We start from the raw sequence: 17,492 nt of genomic DNA, 5'->3' as shown, positions 1-17,492 counted from the left end.
TAATTTTTAAATTTAATAACTATCCGAATTGATGTAAAATAGGAAAGTATTAATTTATAAGAACATCTTGAATTACATCACCTTTAGTTCAATATGTAATTCAATATTAAAATAAGTAATTTTATTAGAGGACTAAGATGTCTTGATTATATATGTCAGACATATTTAGTCTTCTAAATATTTAAGGAGTAAGACCATGTCAGAAAAACAATATGATTTAGTCGTCCTTGGTGGAGGAACTGCTGGTTATGTAGCTGCTATCAGAGCTTCGCAATTAGGTAAGAAAGTAGCAATAGTTGAAAAATCTTTATTAGGTGGCACATGTTTACATAAAGGGTGTATACCTACTAAATCTTTATTAAAATCTGCTGAAATACATCATACTATTAAAAATGCTAGTACTTTTGGTATTGATGTAAGTAATTTTAATGTTAATTTTGAAAATATTTTAAAACGTAAAAATGATATTGTGAATCAAATGCATACAGGTGTAAACCAGTTAATGCAACACCATCACATAGATATATATAATGGAACTGGTAGAATATTAGGAACATCTATATTTTCACCTCAAAGTGGTACGATTTCAGTGGAATACGAAGATGGTGAGTCTGATTTAATACCAAATCAATTTGTATTAATTGCTACTGGCTCTACACCGAAATCATTACCATTTATTGAATTTGATCATGAACGTATTTTATCAAGTGACGATATCCTTTCAATTGAGTCTTTACCAGAACATTTGGCGATTATAGGTGGTGGTGTCATCGGATTAGAATTTGCTTCACTAATGAATGACCTAGGAACTTCAGTTACTGTTATCGAAGCAAATGACCGTATTTTACCAACTGAAAGTACTCAAATCGCTTCATCATTAAAAAAAGAATTATCTCATAGAGGTGTAACTTTCTACGAGAATATCCAATTAGATGAAAATAGTATTAAAAAAGATGATGATAGTGTTACAATTTATTTTGAAAATAATGCAATTAAAGTAGATAAAGTTTTAATATCTGTTGGTAGAACACCAAATACACAAGATATTGGTCTTAATAATACAAAAATCAAAACAAATAAAGCAGGACATATTATCACTAATGAATATCAACAAACTGAAGATAAGCATATTTATGCTGCAGGAGATTGCATAGGTAAACTTCAGCTTGCTCATGTAGGTTCAAAAGAAGGTTTAGTTGCAGTTGAACACATGTTTGATGGGCGTCCTATACCCGTTAATTATGACCTGGTACCAAAATGTGTTTACACATATCCAGAAATTGCTTCAATTGGTAAAAATATTGAAGAAGCCAAAGCTCAAAACATTAAAGCGCGTGCTTATAAAGTATCATTTAAAGCAATTGGGAAAGCGATGATTGATGATATTGGTGAGCAAAATGGTTTTTGCGAAGTGATTATTAATAAAGAAAATGATGAAATCATTGGTCTTAACATGATTGGACCTCATGTAACTGAATTGATTAATGAAGTTTCATTATTGCAATTTATGAATGGCTCATCTTTAGAACTTGGATTAACTACCCATGCTCATCCATCTTTATCTGAAGTTTTGATGGAATTAGGATTAAAAGTTGAAGGTAGAGCGATTCACGTATAGTAGGAGGTAAAATAATGATTGATTATAAGTCAGCAGGCCTTACTGAAGAAGACCTCAAGATGATGTATAAATGGATGGACTTAGGAAGAAAGGTAGACGAGAGATTATGGCTTCTTAACCGCGCAGGTAAAATTCCTTTCGTTGTAAGTGGTCAAGGACAGGAAGCCACTCAAATTGGTATGGCATACGCTATGGAAGAAGGGGATATTTCTTCTCCATATTATCGTGACTTAGCATTTGTTACATATATGGGAATAACACCCTTAGACACGATGTTATCTGCTTTCGGTAAAAGAGATGATATCAATTCCGGCGGTAAACAGATGCCATCTCACTTTAGTCATAAAGATAAAGGCATCTTATCTCAGAGTTCTCCAGTAGCAACTCAGATTCCGCATTCAGTAGGTGCTGCCCTTGCATTAAAAATGGATAATAAACAAAATATTGCTACCGCAACTGTTGGGGAAGGAAGTTCAAATCAAGGCGACTTCCATGAAGGTCTTAACTTTGCAGGTGTGCACGATTTACCTTTTGTCTGCGTGATTATTAATAATAAATATGCTATATCAGTACCAGATTCATTACAATATGCTGCTGAAAAACTATCTGATCGTGCTTTAGGTTATGGTATGTATGGTGAACAAGTAGATGGAAATGATCCTATTGCTGTTTATAAAGCTATGAAAGAAGCACGAAATCGTGCTTTAAATGGAGAAGGCGCTACTTTAATAGAAGCTGTTACTTCTCGAATGACACCACATTCTTCAGATGACGATGATAAATATCGTACTCAAGAAGAACGTGATAGTCTTAAAGAAGGAGACTGTAATATTAAATTTAAATCCTTCTTACTTGAAAATGAGATTATAGATGAACAATGGCTTTCTGATTTAGAACAAGAACACAAAGAATTAATTAATAAAGCGACGAAGGCCGCTGAAGAGGCTCCATATCCTTCAATCGAAGAAGCATATGCACACGTTTATGATGAAGGAGGCCAAGAAAATGACTAAATTATCCTATTTAGAAGCAATTCGCCAAGCTCATGATTTAGCACTTGAAAAAAATAAAAATACTTTCATCTTAGGTGAAGATGTAGGTAAAAAGGGTGGCGTATTTGGCGTTACACAAGGCTTACAAGAAAAATATGGAAAAGAACGTGTAATTGATACCCCACTTGCAGAGTCAAATATTATAGGAACTGCAATAGGCGCAGCAATGATGGGTAAACGCCCTATCGCAGAAATTCAATTCGCGGATTTCATTCTACCAGCGACTAATCAAATAATAAGTGAAGCTGCTAAGATGAGATACCGTTCTAACAATGATTGGGGCTGTCCTATAACTATTAGAGCACCTTTTGGTGGAGGTGTTCATGGTGGTTTGTATCACTCACAAAGTATTGAAAGCATTTTCGCTTCAACCCCAGGATTAAAAATAGTAATTCCTTCTTCACCTTATGATGCAAAAGGATTATTATTATCATCAATTGAATCTAATGATCCAGTTTTATTCTTTGAACACAAAAAAGCTTATCGATTTTTAAAAGAAGAAGTTCCAGAAGATTACTATACAGTACCTTTAGGCAAAGCAGATGTAAAAAGAGAAGGCGATGATATCACTGTTTTCACTTATGGTTTAATGGTTAATTATTGTTTACAAGCAGCTGATATTTTAGCTGAAGACGGTATTAATGTTGAAGTTGTAGACTTAAGAACGGTATATCCATTAGATAAAGAAACTATTATTGATCGTGCTAAACAAACCGGCAAGGTTTTACTCGTTACAGAAGATAATTTAGAAGGTAGCGTTATGTCAGAGGTTTCGGCAATTATAGCAGAACATTGCTTATTTGAACTAGATGCACCGATTATGCGTTTAGCTGCACCCGACGTTCCATCTATGCCATTTTCACCTGTCTTAGAAAATGAAATAATGATGAGTCCTGAAAAGATACAAGAAAAAATGCGCGAATTAGCGGAATTCTAAGGAGGGTATCAATTGGAAATTAAAATGCCTAAATTAGGTGAAAGTGTTCATGAAGGTTCAATAGAACAATGGTTAGTTGCTGTAGGCGATGAGGTAGGAGAATATGAACCTTTATGTGAAGTAATTACAGATAAAGTTACCGCTGAAGTACCTTCTACAGTTTCAGGTAAAGTTACCGAACTTATAGTTAATGAAGGAGAAACAGTAAGCGTTGATGCAGTAATTTGTAAAATCGATACAGGGGAAGAAAGAGATGATATAGATAGTGAGACAGAAGCAAATCATTCTTATGAAGAACAATCTTCTAGTCATAAAAATGATTTGTCTCAATCTAAAATAAATGAAAATACTAATGATTCATCTTTACAACCTAAAAATAATGGTCGTTTTTCACCTGTTGTCTTCAAATTAGCTTCTGAAAACAACATCGATTTAACTCAAGTAGTGGGTACAGGTTTCAGTGGACGTGTCACTAAAAAAGATATTGAAAAAGTAATTAATAATCCTGAAATGATTGAAAATACAACTAGCAATTCCACTAGTAATCAGAGTCAAAACAACCAATCATCTCAACAAACTTTACAATCTCAAAGTCAATCTGAGTCCGATATAACATACAATCAAGGAAGTACAATTCCTGTTAAAGGGGTTCGTAAAGCAATTGCTCAAAATATGGTGACAAGTGTTACTGAAATTCCTCATGGTTGGATGATGATAGAAGCTGATGCAACGAATTTAGTTAAAACAAGAAATCATCACAAAAACACATTTAAACAAAACGAAGGTTATAATCTGACATTCTTTGCATTCTTTGTAAAAGCTGTAGCTGATGCCTTAAAAGCACATCCTTTACTAAATAGCACATGGCAAGGTGATGAAATAGTTATTCATAAAGATATTAATATTTCAATTGCTGTAGCTGATAAAGATAAATTATATGTGCCGGTCATTAAACATGCTGATGAAAAATCTATCAAGGGTATTGCTAGAGAAATCAATGACTTAGCTACAAAAGCTCGCAATGGCCAACTCACTCAAGCAGATATGGAGGGTGGCACATTTACAGTAAATAATACTGGTTCATTTGGCTCAGTGTCTTCAATGGGAATTATTAACCATCCTCAAGCCGCAATATTACAAGTGGAATCTGTGGTTAAAAAGCCTGTTGTTATAGATGATATGATTGCAATTAGAAGTATGGTTAATTTATGTATTTCGATCGATCATCGTATCCTTGACGGACTACAAACAGGTCAATTTATGAATCATATTAAAAAACGTATTGAACGATATTCTATTGAGAATACAAATATCTATTAAGATTTCAATCTCACATATCCATATATTACTGTCGACAACTTCATTGATATTGTCGACAGTTTATTTTATTTGAAAATGAGTGAGAATACTTAATCAAGCTTGTTGAACAATATACTTTTAATTAGTAGAATAAAAGAAGTTAAAATTAACAATGAAATGAAAGGTGACCTAATATGGATTTAAATTTCGATTTATATATGAACGGGGTTGTTGAACAAGCACGTAATGAAATTGAAGAAGCAGGTTATGAACAATTAACAACTGCTGATGAAGTAGATAGTGTTTTAAAACAAGATGGCACTTCTTTAGTTATGGTCAATTCAGTTTGTGGTTGTGCTGGTGGTATTGCACGTCCAGCAGCCTCTCACGCATTACACTATGATAAATTACCAGATCGACTAGTCACAGTTTTTGCAGGACAAGATAAAGAAGCAACTCAACAAGCAAGAGATTATTTTGAAGGATATGCACCTTCAAGTCCTTCTTTTGCATTAATTAAAGACGGTAAAATTACTGAAATGATAGAACGTCATCAAATTGAAGGTCATGATGTTATGGATGTAATCAACCAATTACAAGGCTTATTCGAAAAATATTGTGAAGAAAGATAAGAGGCCTAAAACACATGTTAAAGTTAAATCCTTATAAGATTGGATTTAGAACTCTCAAAACTGCAGTAGGAATGACGCTAGGAGTCATAATTTGTAAGTTACTAGGTTTAGATAATTATGCTTCTAGTGCGATTTTAGTCGTATTATGTATCAAGCATACTAAAATGCATTCTGTACAAGCTATTGTTTCACGCCTAGTCTCATGTTTATTAATTTTGTTTTTAGGCTCAGCTATTTTTAGTTTATTAGGTCAACATGCATTAGTTTTAGGTTTAATTGTCCTTTTATTTATTCCTTTAACAGTTGTTCTCAATGCTCAAGAAGGCGTAATAACGAGTTGCGTCATTTTATTACATGTTTTTAATGCTAAAGAAATCAATGGGCACTTGATGATCAATGAAATACTACTTTTAACAGTAGGTTTAGGTATTGCCTTTATTATGAATCTCATGATGCCAAGTTTAGACAAAAATTTAAAACGTTATAAAAATGATATTGAACATCAAATTACAGATATTTTCACTATTTTTAGTCATGCTTGTACAATGCGCAAAGATCAACTAGATATTAAATTCGACGCACTACTATTAAACATCAAGAAAGCAAAGTCCTTAGCTTTTAGGGATGTTAAAAATCATTTTGTCAGAAATGAAAACTCCTACTATCACTACTTTGATATGAGAGAAGAACAAGTAGAGTTATTAAAAAGAATGACGCATCTTATAGAAAGTATTTCTACTGATGACCCTATCCTTGAAAAAATATCTCAATTAATGTCAGAAATAGGCAGCAACGTTAATAGTAACGATTATACAGCATTGCGACTTCACTCTCTTTATGAGATTCGACTATCCTTAGATCAATTACCGTTACCAACTACACATCAAGCATTAAATTCACGAGCAAATGTTATACAGATATTAAATGAATTAGAAGAATACTTAAATATCAAATCACAATTTGGTTCGTTAAAATTGCATAGTGAAATATGAAAAATAAACCGTTACATTAAACTTATTTTGAAAAAAGTTCGATGTAACGGTTTGTTTATTAGTTCATAACTGGTGCCAAGCTTGTAAGTAGTAATGCAAGTACTACGGCTACAAGCATAACAATAATAATGATACGTAAAACTTTATTATTCAATTCTTAATTCCTCCGTATATTTATATAAATCGTTTAACAACGACTTAAATACGTCTATATATCGTAACCTTATATGATTTAATTCTAAAAAGCAATCAATTTATTTTTGATAAACTTGAAAGTCAGTTAAAATATATTTATATACGAAAGGGGACTTGCACTCATGATTAACAAAGAACGTATATTGAATACTTTTCTAGAATTAGTAAAAATTAATTCAGAAACAGGTTATGAAAAAACTATTCAACCTATACTTAAAGAAAAATTTGAAAATCTAGGGCTAATCGTCAAGGAGGATAACGCTTCAGAACAAGAAGGATTAGGCGCTAACAACCTAATATGTACTTTACCTAGTAATTTATCAAACAAACAGATACCAAAGCTTTATTTCACTAGTCATATGGATACAGTAGTACCTGGTGTAAATATACGACCTCAAGTGAAAGACGATGGTTACATTTACTCTGATGGTACAACTATTCTAGGCGCAGATGATAAAGCAGGCTTAGCTGTTATACTCGAAACAATCGAACAGATAAATGAGCATAATTTACCTCATGGACAAATTCAATTTGTCATTACAGTTGGTGAAGAATCAGGTTTATTGGGAGCTAAGGCATTAGATACGCAATTACTAGATGCAGACTTTGGTTATGCCGTTGATGCAAGTAAAGAGGTAGGTACAACTGTTGTCGGTGCCCCTACACAAATGAAGATTTATACTACCATTAAAGGTAAAACGGCCCACGCGAGTACCCCAACTAAAGGTATTAGTGCGATTAATATCGCTGCTAAAGCGATTAGTAGAATGAATTTAGGCCAAATCGATGATTTAACAACTGCAAATATTGGTAAATTCCATGGTGGCTCTGCAACGAATATTGTTGCTGATGAAGTTGTTCTTGAAGCTGAAGCACGATCTCACAATGACCAAAGTATTGAAGTACAAGTTCAACATATGAAAGATACCTTTGAGAGCACTGCTAAAGAATTTGGTGGTGAAGCTCATGTAGAAATAGAAACAAGTTATCCAGGATTTAAGGTGGAAGATCATGAAGACGTGACTAAATATGCAATAGCAAGTGCAGTTGCTTTAGGACTTAAAGGTGATACTTGTATTGCTGGCGGTGGTTCTGATGGAAATATAATGAATAGATATGGAATTCCTTCAGTTATTTTAGGAGTAGGTTATGAAAATATCCACACAACATCTGAACGTATCGCTACTAAAGAATTATGTATGTTAGCAAGTCAAATTTTAAAAATTATAGAACTTGTTAGCGAATAATACAGTCTTTTAGTAATTGTTAATATGCGTTTTATGTTACAATATTATTGAAAATTTTGAACAAGAGAGGTAAGTAATATGACACAACAAATAGGAGTAGTAGGTTTAGCTGTAATGGGTAAAAACCTTGCTTGGAACATTGAATCTCGAGGATATAGTGTTTCAGTATATAACCGCTCAAGACAAAAAACAGATGAAATGATTGAAGAATCACAAGGTAAACAAATTCACCCAACTTACTCTTTAGAAGAATTTGTTAATTCACTCGAAAAGCCCCGTAAAATTTTACTAATGGTCAAAGCTGGACCTGCTACTGATGCAACAATTGATGGCTTATTACCTTTACTAGATGATGATGATATATTAATCGACGGAGGCAACACAAACTATCAAGACACAATCCGTCGTAATAAAGCACTTGCTGAAAGTGGCGTTAATTTCATCGGAATGGGAGTATCTGGTGGAGAAGTAGGTGCATTAACTGGACCTTCATTAATGCCAGGTGGCCAAGAAGACGCATATAATAAAGTAAGTGATATTCTTGATGCAATCGCTGCAAAAGCTAAAGATGGTGCATCATGTGTGACTTATATTGGGCCAAATGGCGCAGGACATTACGTCAAAATGGTTCATAATGGAATTGAATATGCTGACATGCAACTTATCGCAGAGAGCTACGCGATGATGAAAGACTTATTAGGAATGTCTCATGAAGAAATTTCTAATACCTTTAAAGAATGGAATGCTGGTGAATTAGAAAGTTATCTAATCGAAATCACTGGTGATATTTTCACAAAATTAGACGATGATAAGGAAGCACTAGTTGAAAAAATTCTTGATACTGCAGGGCAAAAAGGTACTGGTAAGTGGACTTCAATCAATGCACTTGAATTAGGTATACCGTTGACAATTATTACAGAATCAGTATTTGCACGTTTTATTTCATCAATTAAACAAGAACGTGTTAATGCTTCTAAAACATTGAATGGTCCTACAGCTTCTTTTGAAGGTAATAAAGAAGAATTCTTAGAAAAGATTCGCAAAGCATTATATATGAGTAAAATTTGTTCATATGCACAAGGTTTTGCTCAAATGCGTAAAGCAAGTGAAGATCATGAATGGAATTTAAAACTGGGCGAATTAGCTATGATATGGAGAGAGGGTTGTATCATTCGTGCTCAATTCTTACAAAAAATTAAAGACGCTTATGATAATAACTCAGAATTACAAAACTTATTACTAGATCCTTACTTCAAAAATATTGTAACTGAATATCAAGATGCACTACGTGATGTTGTTGCAACAGGTGTTCAAAATGGCGTTCCTACACCTGGTTTCTCAGCAAGTATTAACTACTACGATAGTTATCGTTCAGAAGACTTACCTGCAAATTTAATTCAAGCTCAACGTGACTACTTCGGTGCACATACTTATGAACGTAAAGATCGTGAAGGTGTATTCCACACACAATGGGTTGAAGAATAATTATCAATATTGAATAAATAAAGATACTAGCCTCACTCAAAACTTTAATTTTAAGGAGTGAGGCTCTATTTACAATATCTATGCAAGCGCTTGCATAAATGCACACAAAGAATTATAAAATTGTTAAACTACAAATGTATATTAAGAGAGTATCAATTTAACACACTTTATAGAGTGACAAACGACAATAACGAATGAGGAGTGAACCAAATGAACAGAAAATGGTGGAAAGAAGCAGTAGCTTACCAAGTTTATCCTAGGAGTTTCAATGATAGTAACAATGATGGTATCGGTGATTTGCCTGGTGTTATCGAAAAATTAGATTACCTTAAAGATTTAGGTATCGACGTGATTTGGTTAAGCCCGATGTATCAATCTCCTAATGATGATAATGGTTATGATATTAGCGACTATAGAGCTATCATGGACGAATTTGGCACCATGGAAGATTTTGATCGTTTACTTAAAGAAGTCCATCATAAAGGTATGAGATTAATCTTAGATTTAGTTGTAAATCATACATCAGATGAACATCCGTGGTTTATAGAGTCTAAATCAAGTACGGATAACCCTAAAAGAGAGTGGTACATTTGGAAAGATCCTAAAGAGGATGGTTCTGAGCCTAACAATTGGGAGAGTATCTTCAATGGATCAGCTTGGGAATATGATGAATTAACACACCAATACTATTTCCACTTATTTAGTAAAAAACAACCCGACTTGAATTGGGATAATCCAGAAGTACGCAATGCTGTATTTGAAATGATGAACTGGTGGTTTGATAAAGGTATTGATGGCTTTAGAGTTGATGCAATCACTCATATCAAAAAGACACTTGAAGCTGGAGATTTACCTTTGCCAAAGGGAAAATCATATGCGCCAGCCTTTGATGTTGATATGAATCAACCTGGTATCCAACCATGGCTTCAAGAAATGAAGGACAAATCACTAAGTCAATACGATATTATGACAGTAGGTGAAGCTAATGGTGTAAACCCTGATAACGCTAAAGAATGGGTTGGCGAAGAAGAAGGCAAATTTAATATGATTTTTCAATTCGAACACTTAGGTTTATGGAGTACAGGAGATTCAAAATTTGATGTAAAATCTTACAAAACTATTTTAAATCGTTGGCAAAAAAGCTTAGAAGATGTTGGTTGGAATGCATTATTTATCGAAAACCATGACCAACCACGTCGTGTATCAACATGGGGAGATGACAAACAGTATTGGTACGAATCTGCTACTAGTCATGCTGTAACATACTTTTTACAACAAGGCACACCATTTATATATCAAGGGCAAGAAATAGGTATGACTAATTATCCATTTGATAGTATAGAAACCTTCAATGACGTTGCAGTAAAAAACGAATACAACATCGTTAAAGCTCAGGGTGGCGATGTTAATGCGCTTTTAAATAAATATAAAATGGAAAATCGTGATAATTCAAGAACACCTATGCAATGGGATCAATCAACGAACGGAGGTTTTACCAATGGCACACCGTGGTTCCCGGTCAATCCTAACTATAAAACAATCAATGTTGAACAACAAATCCATGATCCTCAATCAATACTACAATTCTATAAAGATTTAATTCAATTAAAAAAATCTGATGAAATATACACATATGGACAGTTTAATTTAGTGGATGAAGACAATCCTAATCTCTTTGCATATACTCGTACATTGAATAGCAAGAAGGTACTTGTAGTAGGAAATCTTACTGATCAAGTTTCAAAACTCAATGTCCCTTATCTCATTGAAAATGAACAGCAAGTCATGCTTCACAACTATAGTAGCCATGTTATAGACTTTGACAAAATACAGCCATATGAAGCGTTTGTCATTAAAGTCTAAACACCACGTGAGAAGACGAATAACAACAGTCTTCCACATAAAGAAAAGGTAAAGTGATGTATTATTCAAAGTTTACATCACTTTACCTTTTGTCATTTTCAAATTTAATCTAGTTCATCAAAATCGTAAGCTTCTTGTTTAATAGGCAACCATAATTGTATTTTAGTGAATGGGTCGTCAAATGAAATATCGAATGGATAAACCTCAACATACAAACTATTTCGTTCATAAGGTAACGTGAGTTGTAAGCTCGATTCAATATAGTACCACGCTTCATTCGTAGCGTAATCAATTTCGCCTTGTAAATTAAATGTCGCATAGTGCCGTCCTGGTAAGAATCTACTTTCTAAGTGAGCTGGATAACGTTCGCTAGGAACACCAACGAAAAGTTCTAAACCTTGGTCAAGCGGACAACTAACGACAAATAATTCATATGGACTCACATCATTATATCGTCTAAGTTCTTTAATAAGGCCCTCAACCAATAAATCCTCTAAAAAATCAGGGACATTAAAAGGATTAGATAAGTCCTTAGTAGGGATGAACCTAGAGTATCCAACAAGTGAAATATCCTCTGTTTCTTGAAGCCTGTATGTATACGGAGCTCTTTCTGTCGTTGACAATTTTATATATAATCTTTCTTGAAATTTAAGTTCATCTTTTTTTGTTGAGGCTTGGATAGGTGAAATGCCATGAAAATCACTAAAGTCATTAGCAAATTCATTAGAATTAGCATATCTATACTTTTTAGCTACATCCATTAAACGACTTGCGCCGTGCATGACGTCTGTTGCTGCAATCGTCATTCTACGAGCGCGAGCATATTGTTCTGGCGATTGACCAACAATCATTTTGAATGATTGTTCCAAATGATATGGCGAAAGACCAACGTAATCACTGAGTTCTTGCAAATTAAAAGGCTCTAATAGACGATCTTCAATGTATACGATTGCCTGTTGTATTTGCTTGATAACGTCCAAAACTTTCACTCCAATTACTTTGAATCATAATCATTATTGTACATTATTTTGGCCTAAGATACATCTGAAAGCCCTAGTATTTTAAAATTAAAATCAAAAAAGTGAACAATAACGGACTTGAAGTATAGCTTGCTAGGTATTCATTAGATAAGAACACCTTATATGCAATACTATAAATAAGTTCGCTATCATTCACTTAAATTTAAATTATTTTCTAAACAATCATTAAAAATCTATTACGTTATCACAGTAAATTAATGAATATCGTCCCACCAGTGATTTCCATCACGACTTAATAATAAATCACTTTCAAGAGGGCCATTAGTACCCGCTTCATAGTTAGGGAAGCATGGTTCAACCATAGTCCACTCATCTTGAATAGCGTCTACAAATTTCCAAGTTGATTTCAATTCTTCCCAATGCGTAAAGTTAGTAGCATCACCTTTAAGACAATCAAATAACAAGTTCTCATATGCATCAACCGTATTCATTTTATCTTGTGCACTCATAGCATAAGATAATTGAACTGGTTCAGTATCGATGCCTTGAATATTTTTCTTAGCGTTTAAATGTAACGAAACGCCTTCATTAGGTTGAATATTAATGACTAGTAAATTGGAATCTAATAATTTATCTGTTTCATAATACAAGTTCATAGGAACCTCTTTAAATTCAACAACAACTTGAATCGATTTCGATTTCATGCGTTTACCAGTTCTAATGTAGAAAGGGACACCAGCCCATCTAAAGTTATCAATTGTTAATTTTCCTGATACAAATGTAGGTGTATTAGAATCCTCGGCCACACGATCTTCTTCACGATAAGACTTAACTTCTTTACCTTCTATAGTTCCTTTACCATATTGACCTCGTACGAAGTTCTTTCTAACTTCTTCAGGTTTAAATTGACGTAATGATTTAAGAACTTTAACTTTTTCAGCACGAATATCTTCACTGTTCAAGCTAATAGGTGCTTCCATCGCTAATAAGGCAACCATTTGTAGCATGTGATTTTGCACCATATCTTTTAAAGCACCGCTTGATTCATAATAACCACCACGATCTTCAACACCTAAAATTTCTGAAGACGTTACTTGAATATTAGAAATGTATTTGTTGTTCCATAGGGGTTCGAACATGGCATTCGCAAAGCGTAGTACTTCAATATTTTGCACCATATCTTTACCTAAATAATGATCAATACGATAAATTTCTTCTTCTTTAAATGAACGTCTAATTTGGTTATTCAATGATTCCGCTGATTTTAAATCACTACCAAATGGTTTCTCAATCACTAATCGTTTAAAACCTTTTGTATTAGTAAGGCCAGATGATTTTAAGAAATCAGAGATAACTCCAAAGAATTGAGGTGCCATCGCTAAATAGAATAAACGATTACCTTGTAAACCTAATTCTTTATCCAATTGATTGCTAAATTGTAGTAAGGATTCATAACTTCTTTCATCACTTACATCCGTCTTATGATAGAAGACATGATTCATAAATTCATCAATTCTATTCGTGTCTTTAACATGTTTCTGAATTGATGATTTAACTTGATCACGAAACTCCTCATTTGAATAATCACGACGACCTATACCAATGATAGCAATATGCTCATCTAAATTATCTTGTTGGAACAAATGAAATATAGAAGGGAATAGCTTTCTGTGACTAAGGTCACCAGTGGCACCGAATATTGTTATTAAACAAGGGATGTGTTTACTTTTAGTACTCAAGATCAAAACCTCAATTCTTAAATAGATATATGATGAATATCAATTGACTCACCGATTTATATTAGTATCAATGCTTTCATTTTTAATAAATATATCATTATACTAGATTATTATATTATATGATAATCATTACTTATGGTCATCAAATATGCTTGAAATTAAGCACAATTTATTTTTTCGAAAATGATTATTCCAATAGCACTAACACTATGAAGTACATTGTTTTAATGTTAACAAAATCATATCATGATTATATCCTATTTAACCATATATCTTTACCATACAAATACATATAAGTGATTAGCAAGTATAAGGATTAAACACAATGTATTGATTATATTTTATTTCTTCATATAGAAAATATGATGACATATGATAGAATATATGAAAGAAGAGGAGGATCATGCATGGAAGTTACATTTTTCGGTACGAGTGCAGGGTTACCGACTAAAGAGAGAAACACACAATCCATCGCTTTAAATTTAGAACCATATTCAAATTCAGTATGGTTATTTGACGTTGGAGAGGGAACGCAACACCAAATCCTACATCATTCAATAAAGTTAGGAAAAGTTGATCACATCTTTATTACTCATATGCATGGCGATCATATATTTGGTCTTCCTGGATTACTTACAAGTCGCTCTTTCCAAGGTGGAGAGAATAAACCTTTAACTCTAATTGGTCCTAAAGGAATTCAAAATTATATTGAAACGTCTTTAAAGTTATCGGAATCACATCTTAATTACCCAATTACATATATCGAAATTAATCAACAATTTACATATCATCATGAGGGTTTTACGGTACAAGCAGAAGTGTTAAATCATGGTATTACATCTTATGGCTATCGTATAGAAGCACCAACCACACCAGGAACAATTAATGTTGAAGCTCTAAAAGCCATTGGGTTAGAACCTGGTCCAAAATATCAAGAAGTAAAAATACAAGATACATTTGAACATAATGGTTTGATATACCAATCTGATGACTTTAAAGGAGAAGCGAAACCTGGCCCAATCATTGCTATATTTGGAGATACGAAACCTTGTGATAATGAATATGTATTAGCTAAAAATGCAGATGTCATGGTACACGAAGCTACTTATATAGAAGGGGAAAAGACACTTGCCAACAATTATCATCACAGCCACATAGATGATGTTTTTCAATTGATTAAGAACGCTAATGTTGGTAAAAGTCTTATTACTCATATTAGCAATCGATACAACTTAGAAGATGTAGAATCTATTTATAAAGAAATTAACAATCAATCTCAGATTCCACAATTTTATTTCGTTAAAGATTTCGAGACATATAAAATATAAAAAACGCTTTTTTCCTTACCCTTCAAGCCGGGAAAGGGAAAAAGCGTTTTAGCTTATTTATTCAGATTCTTTATTTGATAATTCTACACTACGATTAACAGCAGAACTTAAACAGTCTTCAAACATTGATACAATATCATATTGAGATAGGGCATCTAAGCCTGCTTGAGTAGTTCCACCTTTAGAAGTAATATTCTTTCTTAATTGTTCCATACTTAAATCAGAGCGTTCTATCATCTTGCTTGTCCCGATAATTAAATTACGAATAGATTCTTCTACTTGATCTCTTTCTAATCCTAGTTCAGTACCTGCCTTAACATACTGCTCAAATACATGATATAAAAATGCAGGACCACTACCTGTAATCGCAGTCACTTGATGTAAATGATCTTCAGAAACCTCTATAACCGATCCAAATGCGTTAATTAATTCATTAACTTCATCTTTAGATTTAGGTCCAAAATTATTTGAAAAGCTAATTCCTGTTACAGAATGTCCCACTTGCGCATTAGTATTTGGCATAATACGTGCTAATGGGTTATTCGTATCTAATTGCTGTCTAATATAATCAATCGATAGGCCAGCCATAATAGAAATAAAGCGATTATCATCAGTAATATCATCTTTAATTCTTTCTGCTAATGCTTCAAAATCATGTGGCTTCGTTCCAAGAAAAACGTAGTCAGCATTTTTCAATAATTCTTTATCGTCATAACTATAATTAACTCCCAATCTTTCCGCGAAATCTTTCAGAGCTTGTTCATTTGATTTATTTGTTAAATAAATGTCATTGGGATCTAAATTATTAGAATTAATAATTCCTGTAAAAATAGCTTGTGCCATATTACCTGCACCATAGAATACAAGTTTCATTTTAACCACATCACCTTCATCTCTTTTGATTAATCATTTATATTGCCTTAAGATTATAAATACATAGTAACACATATCTATAAGAAGTAATATAACTCGTATAAACGCATGATATTGCTTCATTTTCCTTATAAAATGCATTGTTAGTACAAAAAGGATGTTAAATATGATAGGACAACATTATATCGTGACAGGAGGAACAAGTGGTCTTGGATTATCCCTCGTTCACCAACTTCTTAAAAGAGGCGCTCATGTCACTGTTTTAGCTAGAAACATTTCTAAATTTAATCAAATTGATTTCAGAAGTCATTCTAAAAATATAAATGTCATTCAATGTGACTTACAACAACGAGAAGATATTTACCAACTCTCAGAAAAAATAAAAGCGCCAGTCAATGGTTTCATATACAGTTCAGGTTTAGGTTATTTTAAATCCATTAATAACCATACTTTAGACGAAGTCATTGAAACATATGACGTTAATCTCGTAAGTTTTAATTTAATGTACCAAATTCTACGACCAAAGTTAGTAAAACATGCACATATTATCGGCATTTCAAGTCAAGCGGCCTTTGTTACGCAAGCTAACGCGGCACACTATGGCGCTTCAAAAGCTGCATTGACTGCCGTTCTTAACGCATTAAGATTAGAAGAACCTGAATTTCATATTATGGCAGTACATCCTGGACCTATCGATACACCATTTCATAAAAAGGCAGACCCGTCACTTGCTTTTTTTAATAAATATAAACTTATAATGATTGATGCTGAGCAACTTGCCGAGCGCATCATTTTAGGAATTTTAAAGAATAAAAAAGAAATCAATCAACCTGGTTGGATGCATAATATTTTAAAATTATATCAACTTGCACCTAGAACACTGGAAAAATGTTTACCGAATTTATTTAAAAACAAAGAATAGTAATTAATTATGAAGCAGGCTTGCTATAAGTCCTTTTAAAAGGGTGGTCTAAAAATGATATGTAGCATCGATGGTATTATTAATAAAGCAATCGCTAATTCTAAACGACTACCAATTAATAAGATTTTTACTTTAGAATATTTAGTTGGTACTGAATTTTATAACACGCTCAGTGATGCTGAAATTGAATATATTGAGGCAAAATTTTATCAACTTGTAATTCAACATCAGATTCTTGGAATAGAAGTGAATGCGAAGACGACTCAAAAGAACCATGTTTACATCAAACAATTTTAATCACCGAAACTTATTTTGAGATGGGTGGCTTTT

Annotated in this window: 16 protein-coding genes; 12 read left to right on the top strand and 4 right to left on the bottom strand. The window is 33.1% G+C overall.

The features are described from left to right. Positions 1-196: 196 nt before the first annotated feature. The 6 genes from lpdA (at position 197) to CM54_RS04465 (ending at position 6,530) form a co-directional block, all read left to right on the top strand. Positions 197-1,618 carry a dihydrolipoyl dehydrogenase gene (gene lpdA / locus CM54_RS04490; protein ID WP_023350216.1) on the top strand — a complete coding sequence of 474 codons (1,422 nt, stop codon included), beginning with the start codon at positions 197-199 and terminating at the stop codon, positions 1,616-1,618. Positions 1,619-1,632: 14 nt separating this feature from the next. Beyond that, positions 1,633-2,631 (top strand): thiamine pyrophosphate-dependent dehydrogenase E1 component subunit alpha, encoded by a 999-nt coding sequence (locus CM54_RS04485; RefSeq protein WP_037549217.1) that lies wholly within the window; start codon positions 1,633-1,635, stop codon positions 2,629-2,631. Then, positions 2,624-3,607, top strand: a complete 984-nt coding sequence (locus CM54_RS04480; protein ID WP_002433659.1) for an alpha-ketoacid dehydrogenase subunit beta — start codon at positions 2,624-2,626, stop codon at positions 3,605-3,607. The genes CM54_RS04485 and CM54_RS04480 overlap by 8 nt, the downstream gene beginning before the upstream one ends. A gap of 12 nt (positions 3,608-3,619) precedes the next feature. Beyond that, a complete protein-coding gene (locus tag CM54_RS04475) occupies positions 3,620-4,927 on the top strand; it encodes a dihydrolipoamide acetyltransferase family protein (RefSeq protein WP_037549215.1) in 1,308 nt (435 codons plus the stop codon). Positions 4,928-5,100: 173 nt separating this feature from the next. Then, positions 5,101-5,538 carry a bacilliredoxin BrxB gene (gene brxB / locus CM54_RS04470; RefSeq protein WP_002433599.1) on the top strand — a complete coding sequence of 146 codons (438 nt, stop codon included), beginning with the start codon at positions 5,101-5,103 and terminating at the stop codon, positions 5,536-5,538. Between the two features lie 14 nt (positions 5,539-5,552). Continuing rightward, positions 5,553-6,530, top strand: coding sequence for an aromatic acid exporter family protein (locus CM54_RS04465; RefSeq protein ID WP_023350221.1), 978 nt, complete (start codon positions 5,553-5,555; stop codon positions 6,528-6,530). A 58-nt stretch (positions 6,531-6,588) separates the two neighbouring features. Here the strand turns inward: CM54_RS04465 and prli42 are convergent, their stop codons facing one another. After that, positions 6,589-6,684 carry a stressosome-associated protein Prli42 gene (gene prli42, locus CM54_RS12530; RefSeq protein WP_150130644.1) on the bottom strand — a complete coding sequence of 32 codons (96 nt, stop codon included), beginning with the start codon at positions 6,682-6,684 and terminating at the stop codon, positions 6,589-6,591. A 163-nt stretch (positions 6,685-6,847) separates the two neighbouring features. On the opposite strand from prli42, the gene CM54_RS04460 reads away from it, so the two are divergent. The 3 genes from CM54_RS04460 to CM54_RS04450 all read left to right on the top strand — a co-directional run bounded on the left by CM54_RS04460 (position 6,848) and on the right by CM54_RS04450 (position 11,320). After that, positions 6,848-7,972, top strand: a complete 1,125-nt coding sequence (locus tag CM54_RS04460; RefSeq protein ID WP_037549213.1) for a M20/M25/M40 family metallo-hydrolase — start codon at positions 6,848-6,850, stop codon at positions 7,970-7,972. Between the two features lie 78 nt (positions 7,973-8,050). Further along, the gene (gndA, locus tag CM54_RS04455; RefSeq protein ID WP_037549211.1) at positions 8,051-9,457 is read left to right on the top strand and encodes an NADP-dependent phosphogluconate dehydrogenase; all 1,407 of its coding nucleotides are present in this window, start codon (positions 8,051-8,053) and stop codon (positions 9,455-9,457) included. A gap of 210 nt (positions 9,458-9,667) precedes the next feature. Beyond that, entirely contained in the window at positions 9,668-11,320 is a 1,653-nt protein-coding gene (locus CM54_RS04450) for a glycoside hydrolase family 13 protein (RefSeq protein WP_037549208.1), read from the top strand. A 104-nt stretch (positions 11,321-11,424) separates the two neighbouring features. On the opposite strand, the gene CM54_RS04445 is transcribed toward CM54_RS04450, so the two are convergent. Both CM54_RS04445 and zwf read right to left on the bottom strand, forming a co-directional pair. Then, positions 11,425-12,300, bottom strand: a complete 876-nt coding sequence (locus CM54_RS04445; RefSeq protein WP_002433855.1) for an AraC family transcriptional regulator — start codon at positions 12,298-12,300, stop codon at positions 11,425-11,427. A gap of 254 nt (positions 12,301-12,554) precedes the next feature. After that, complete coding sequence (gene zwf / locus CM54_RS04440; protein WP_002433925.1) at positions 12,555-14,039, bottom strand: glucose-6-phosphate dehydrogenase; 1,485 nt, start codon at positions 14,037-14,039, stop codon at positions 12,555-12,557. 407 nt (positions 14,040-14,446) lie between these two features. On the opposite strand from zwf, the gene rnz reads away from it, so the two are divergent. Further along, positions 14,447-15,367 (top strand): ribonuclease Z, encoded by a 921-nt coding sequence (gene rnz, locus CM54_RS04435; protein WP_023350224.1) that lies wholly within the window; start codon positions 14,447-14,449, stop codon positions 15,365-15,367. 57 nt (positions 15,368-15,424) lie between these two features. Here rnz and proC read toward each other — a convergent pair whose 3' ends face one another. After that, positions 15,425-16,240, bottom strand: a complete 816-nt coding sequence (gene proC, locus CM54_RS04430; protein ID WP_002433940.1) for a pyrroline-5-carboxylate reductase — start codon at positions 16,238-16,240, stop codon at positions 15,425-15,427. A gap of 166 nt (positions 16,241-16,406) precedes the next feature. Between proC and CM54_RS04425 the strand changes: the two genes are divergently transcribed. Together CM54_RS04425 and CM54_RS04420 are read left to right on the top strand one after the other, a co-directional pair. Beyond that, a complete protein-coding gene (locus CM54_RS04425) occupies positions 16,407-17,162 on the top strand; it encodes an SDR family NAD(P)-dependent oxidoreductase (protein ID WP_037549206.1) in 756 nt (251 codons plus the stop codon). Between the two features lie 54 nt (positions 17,163-17,216). Next, the gene (locus CM54_RS04420; protein WP_037549204.1) at positions 17,217-17,459 is read left to right on the top strand and encodes a hypothetical protein; all 243 of its coding nucleotides are present in this window, start codon (positions 17,217-17,219) and stop codon (positions 17,457-17,459) included. Positions 17,460-17,492: the final 33 nt, after the last annotated feature.

The organism is Staphylococcus sp. TE8, assembly GCF_000692055.1.
GTDB classification, from domain to species: Bacteria; Bacillota; Bacilli; order Staphylococcales; family Staphylococcaceae; genus Staphylococcus; species Staphylococcus capitis.
Note: the sequence above shows the minus strand (reverse complement) of the source record. Positions and strands in the feature narration are given on the sequence as shown.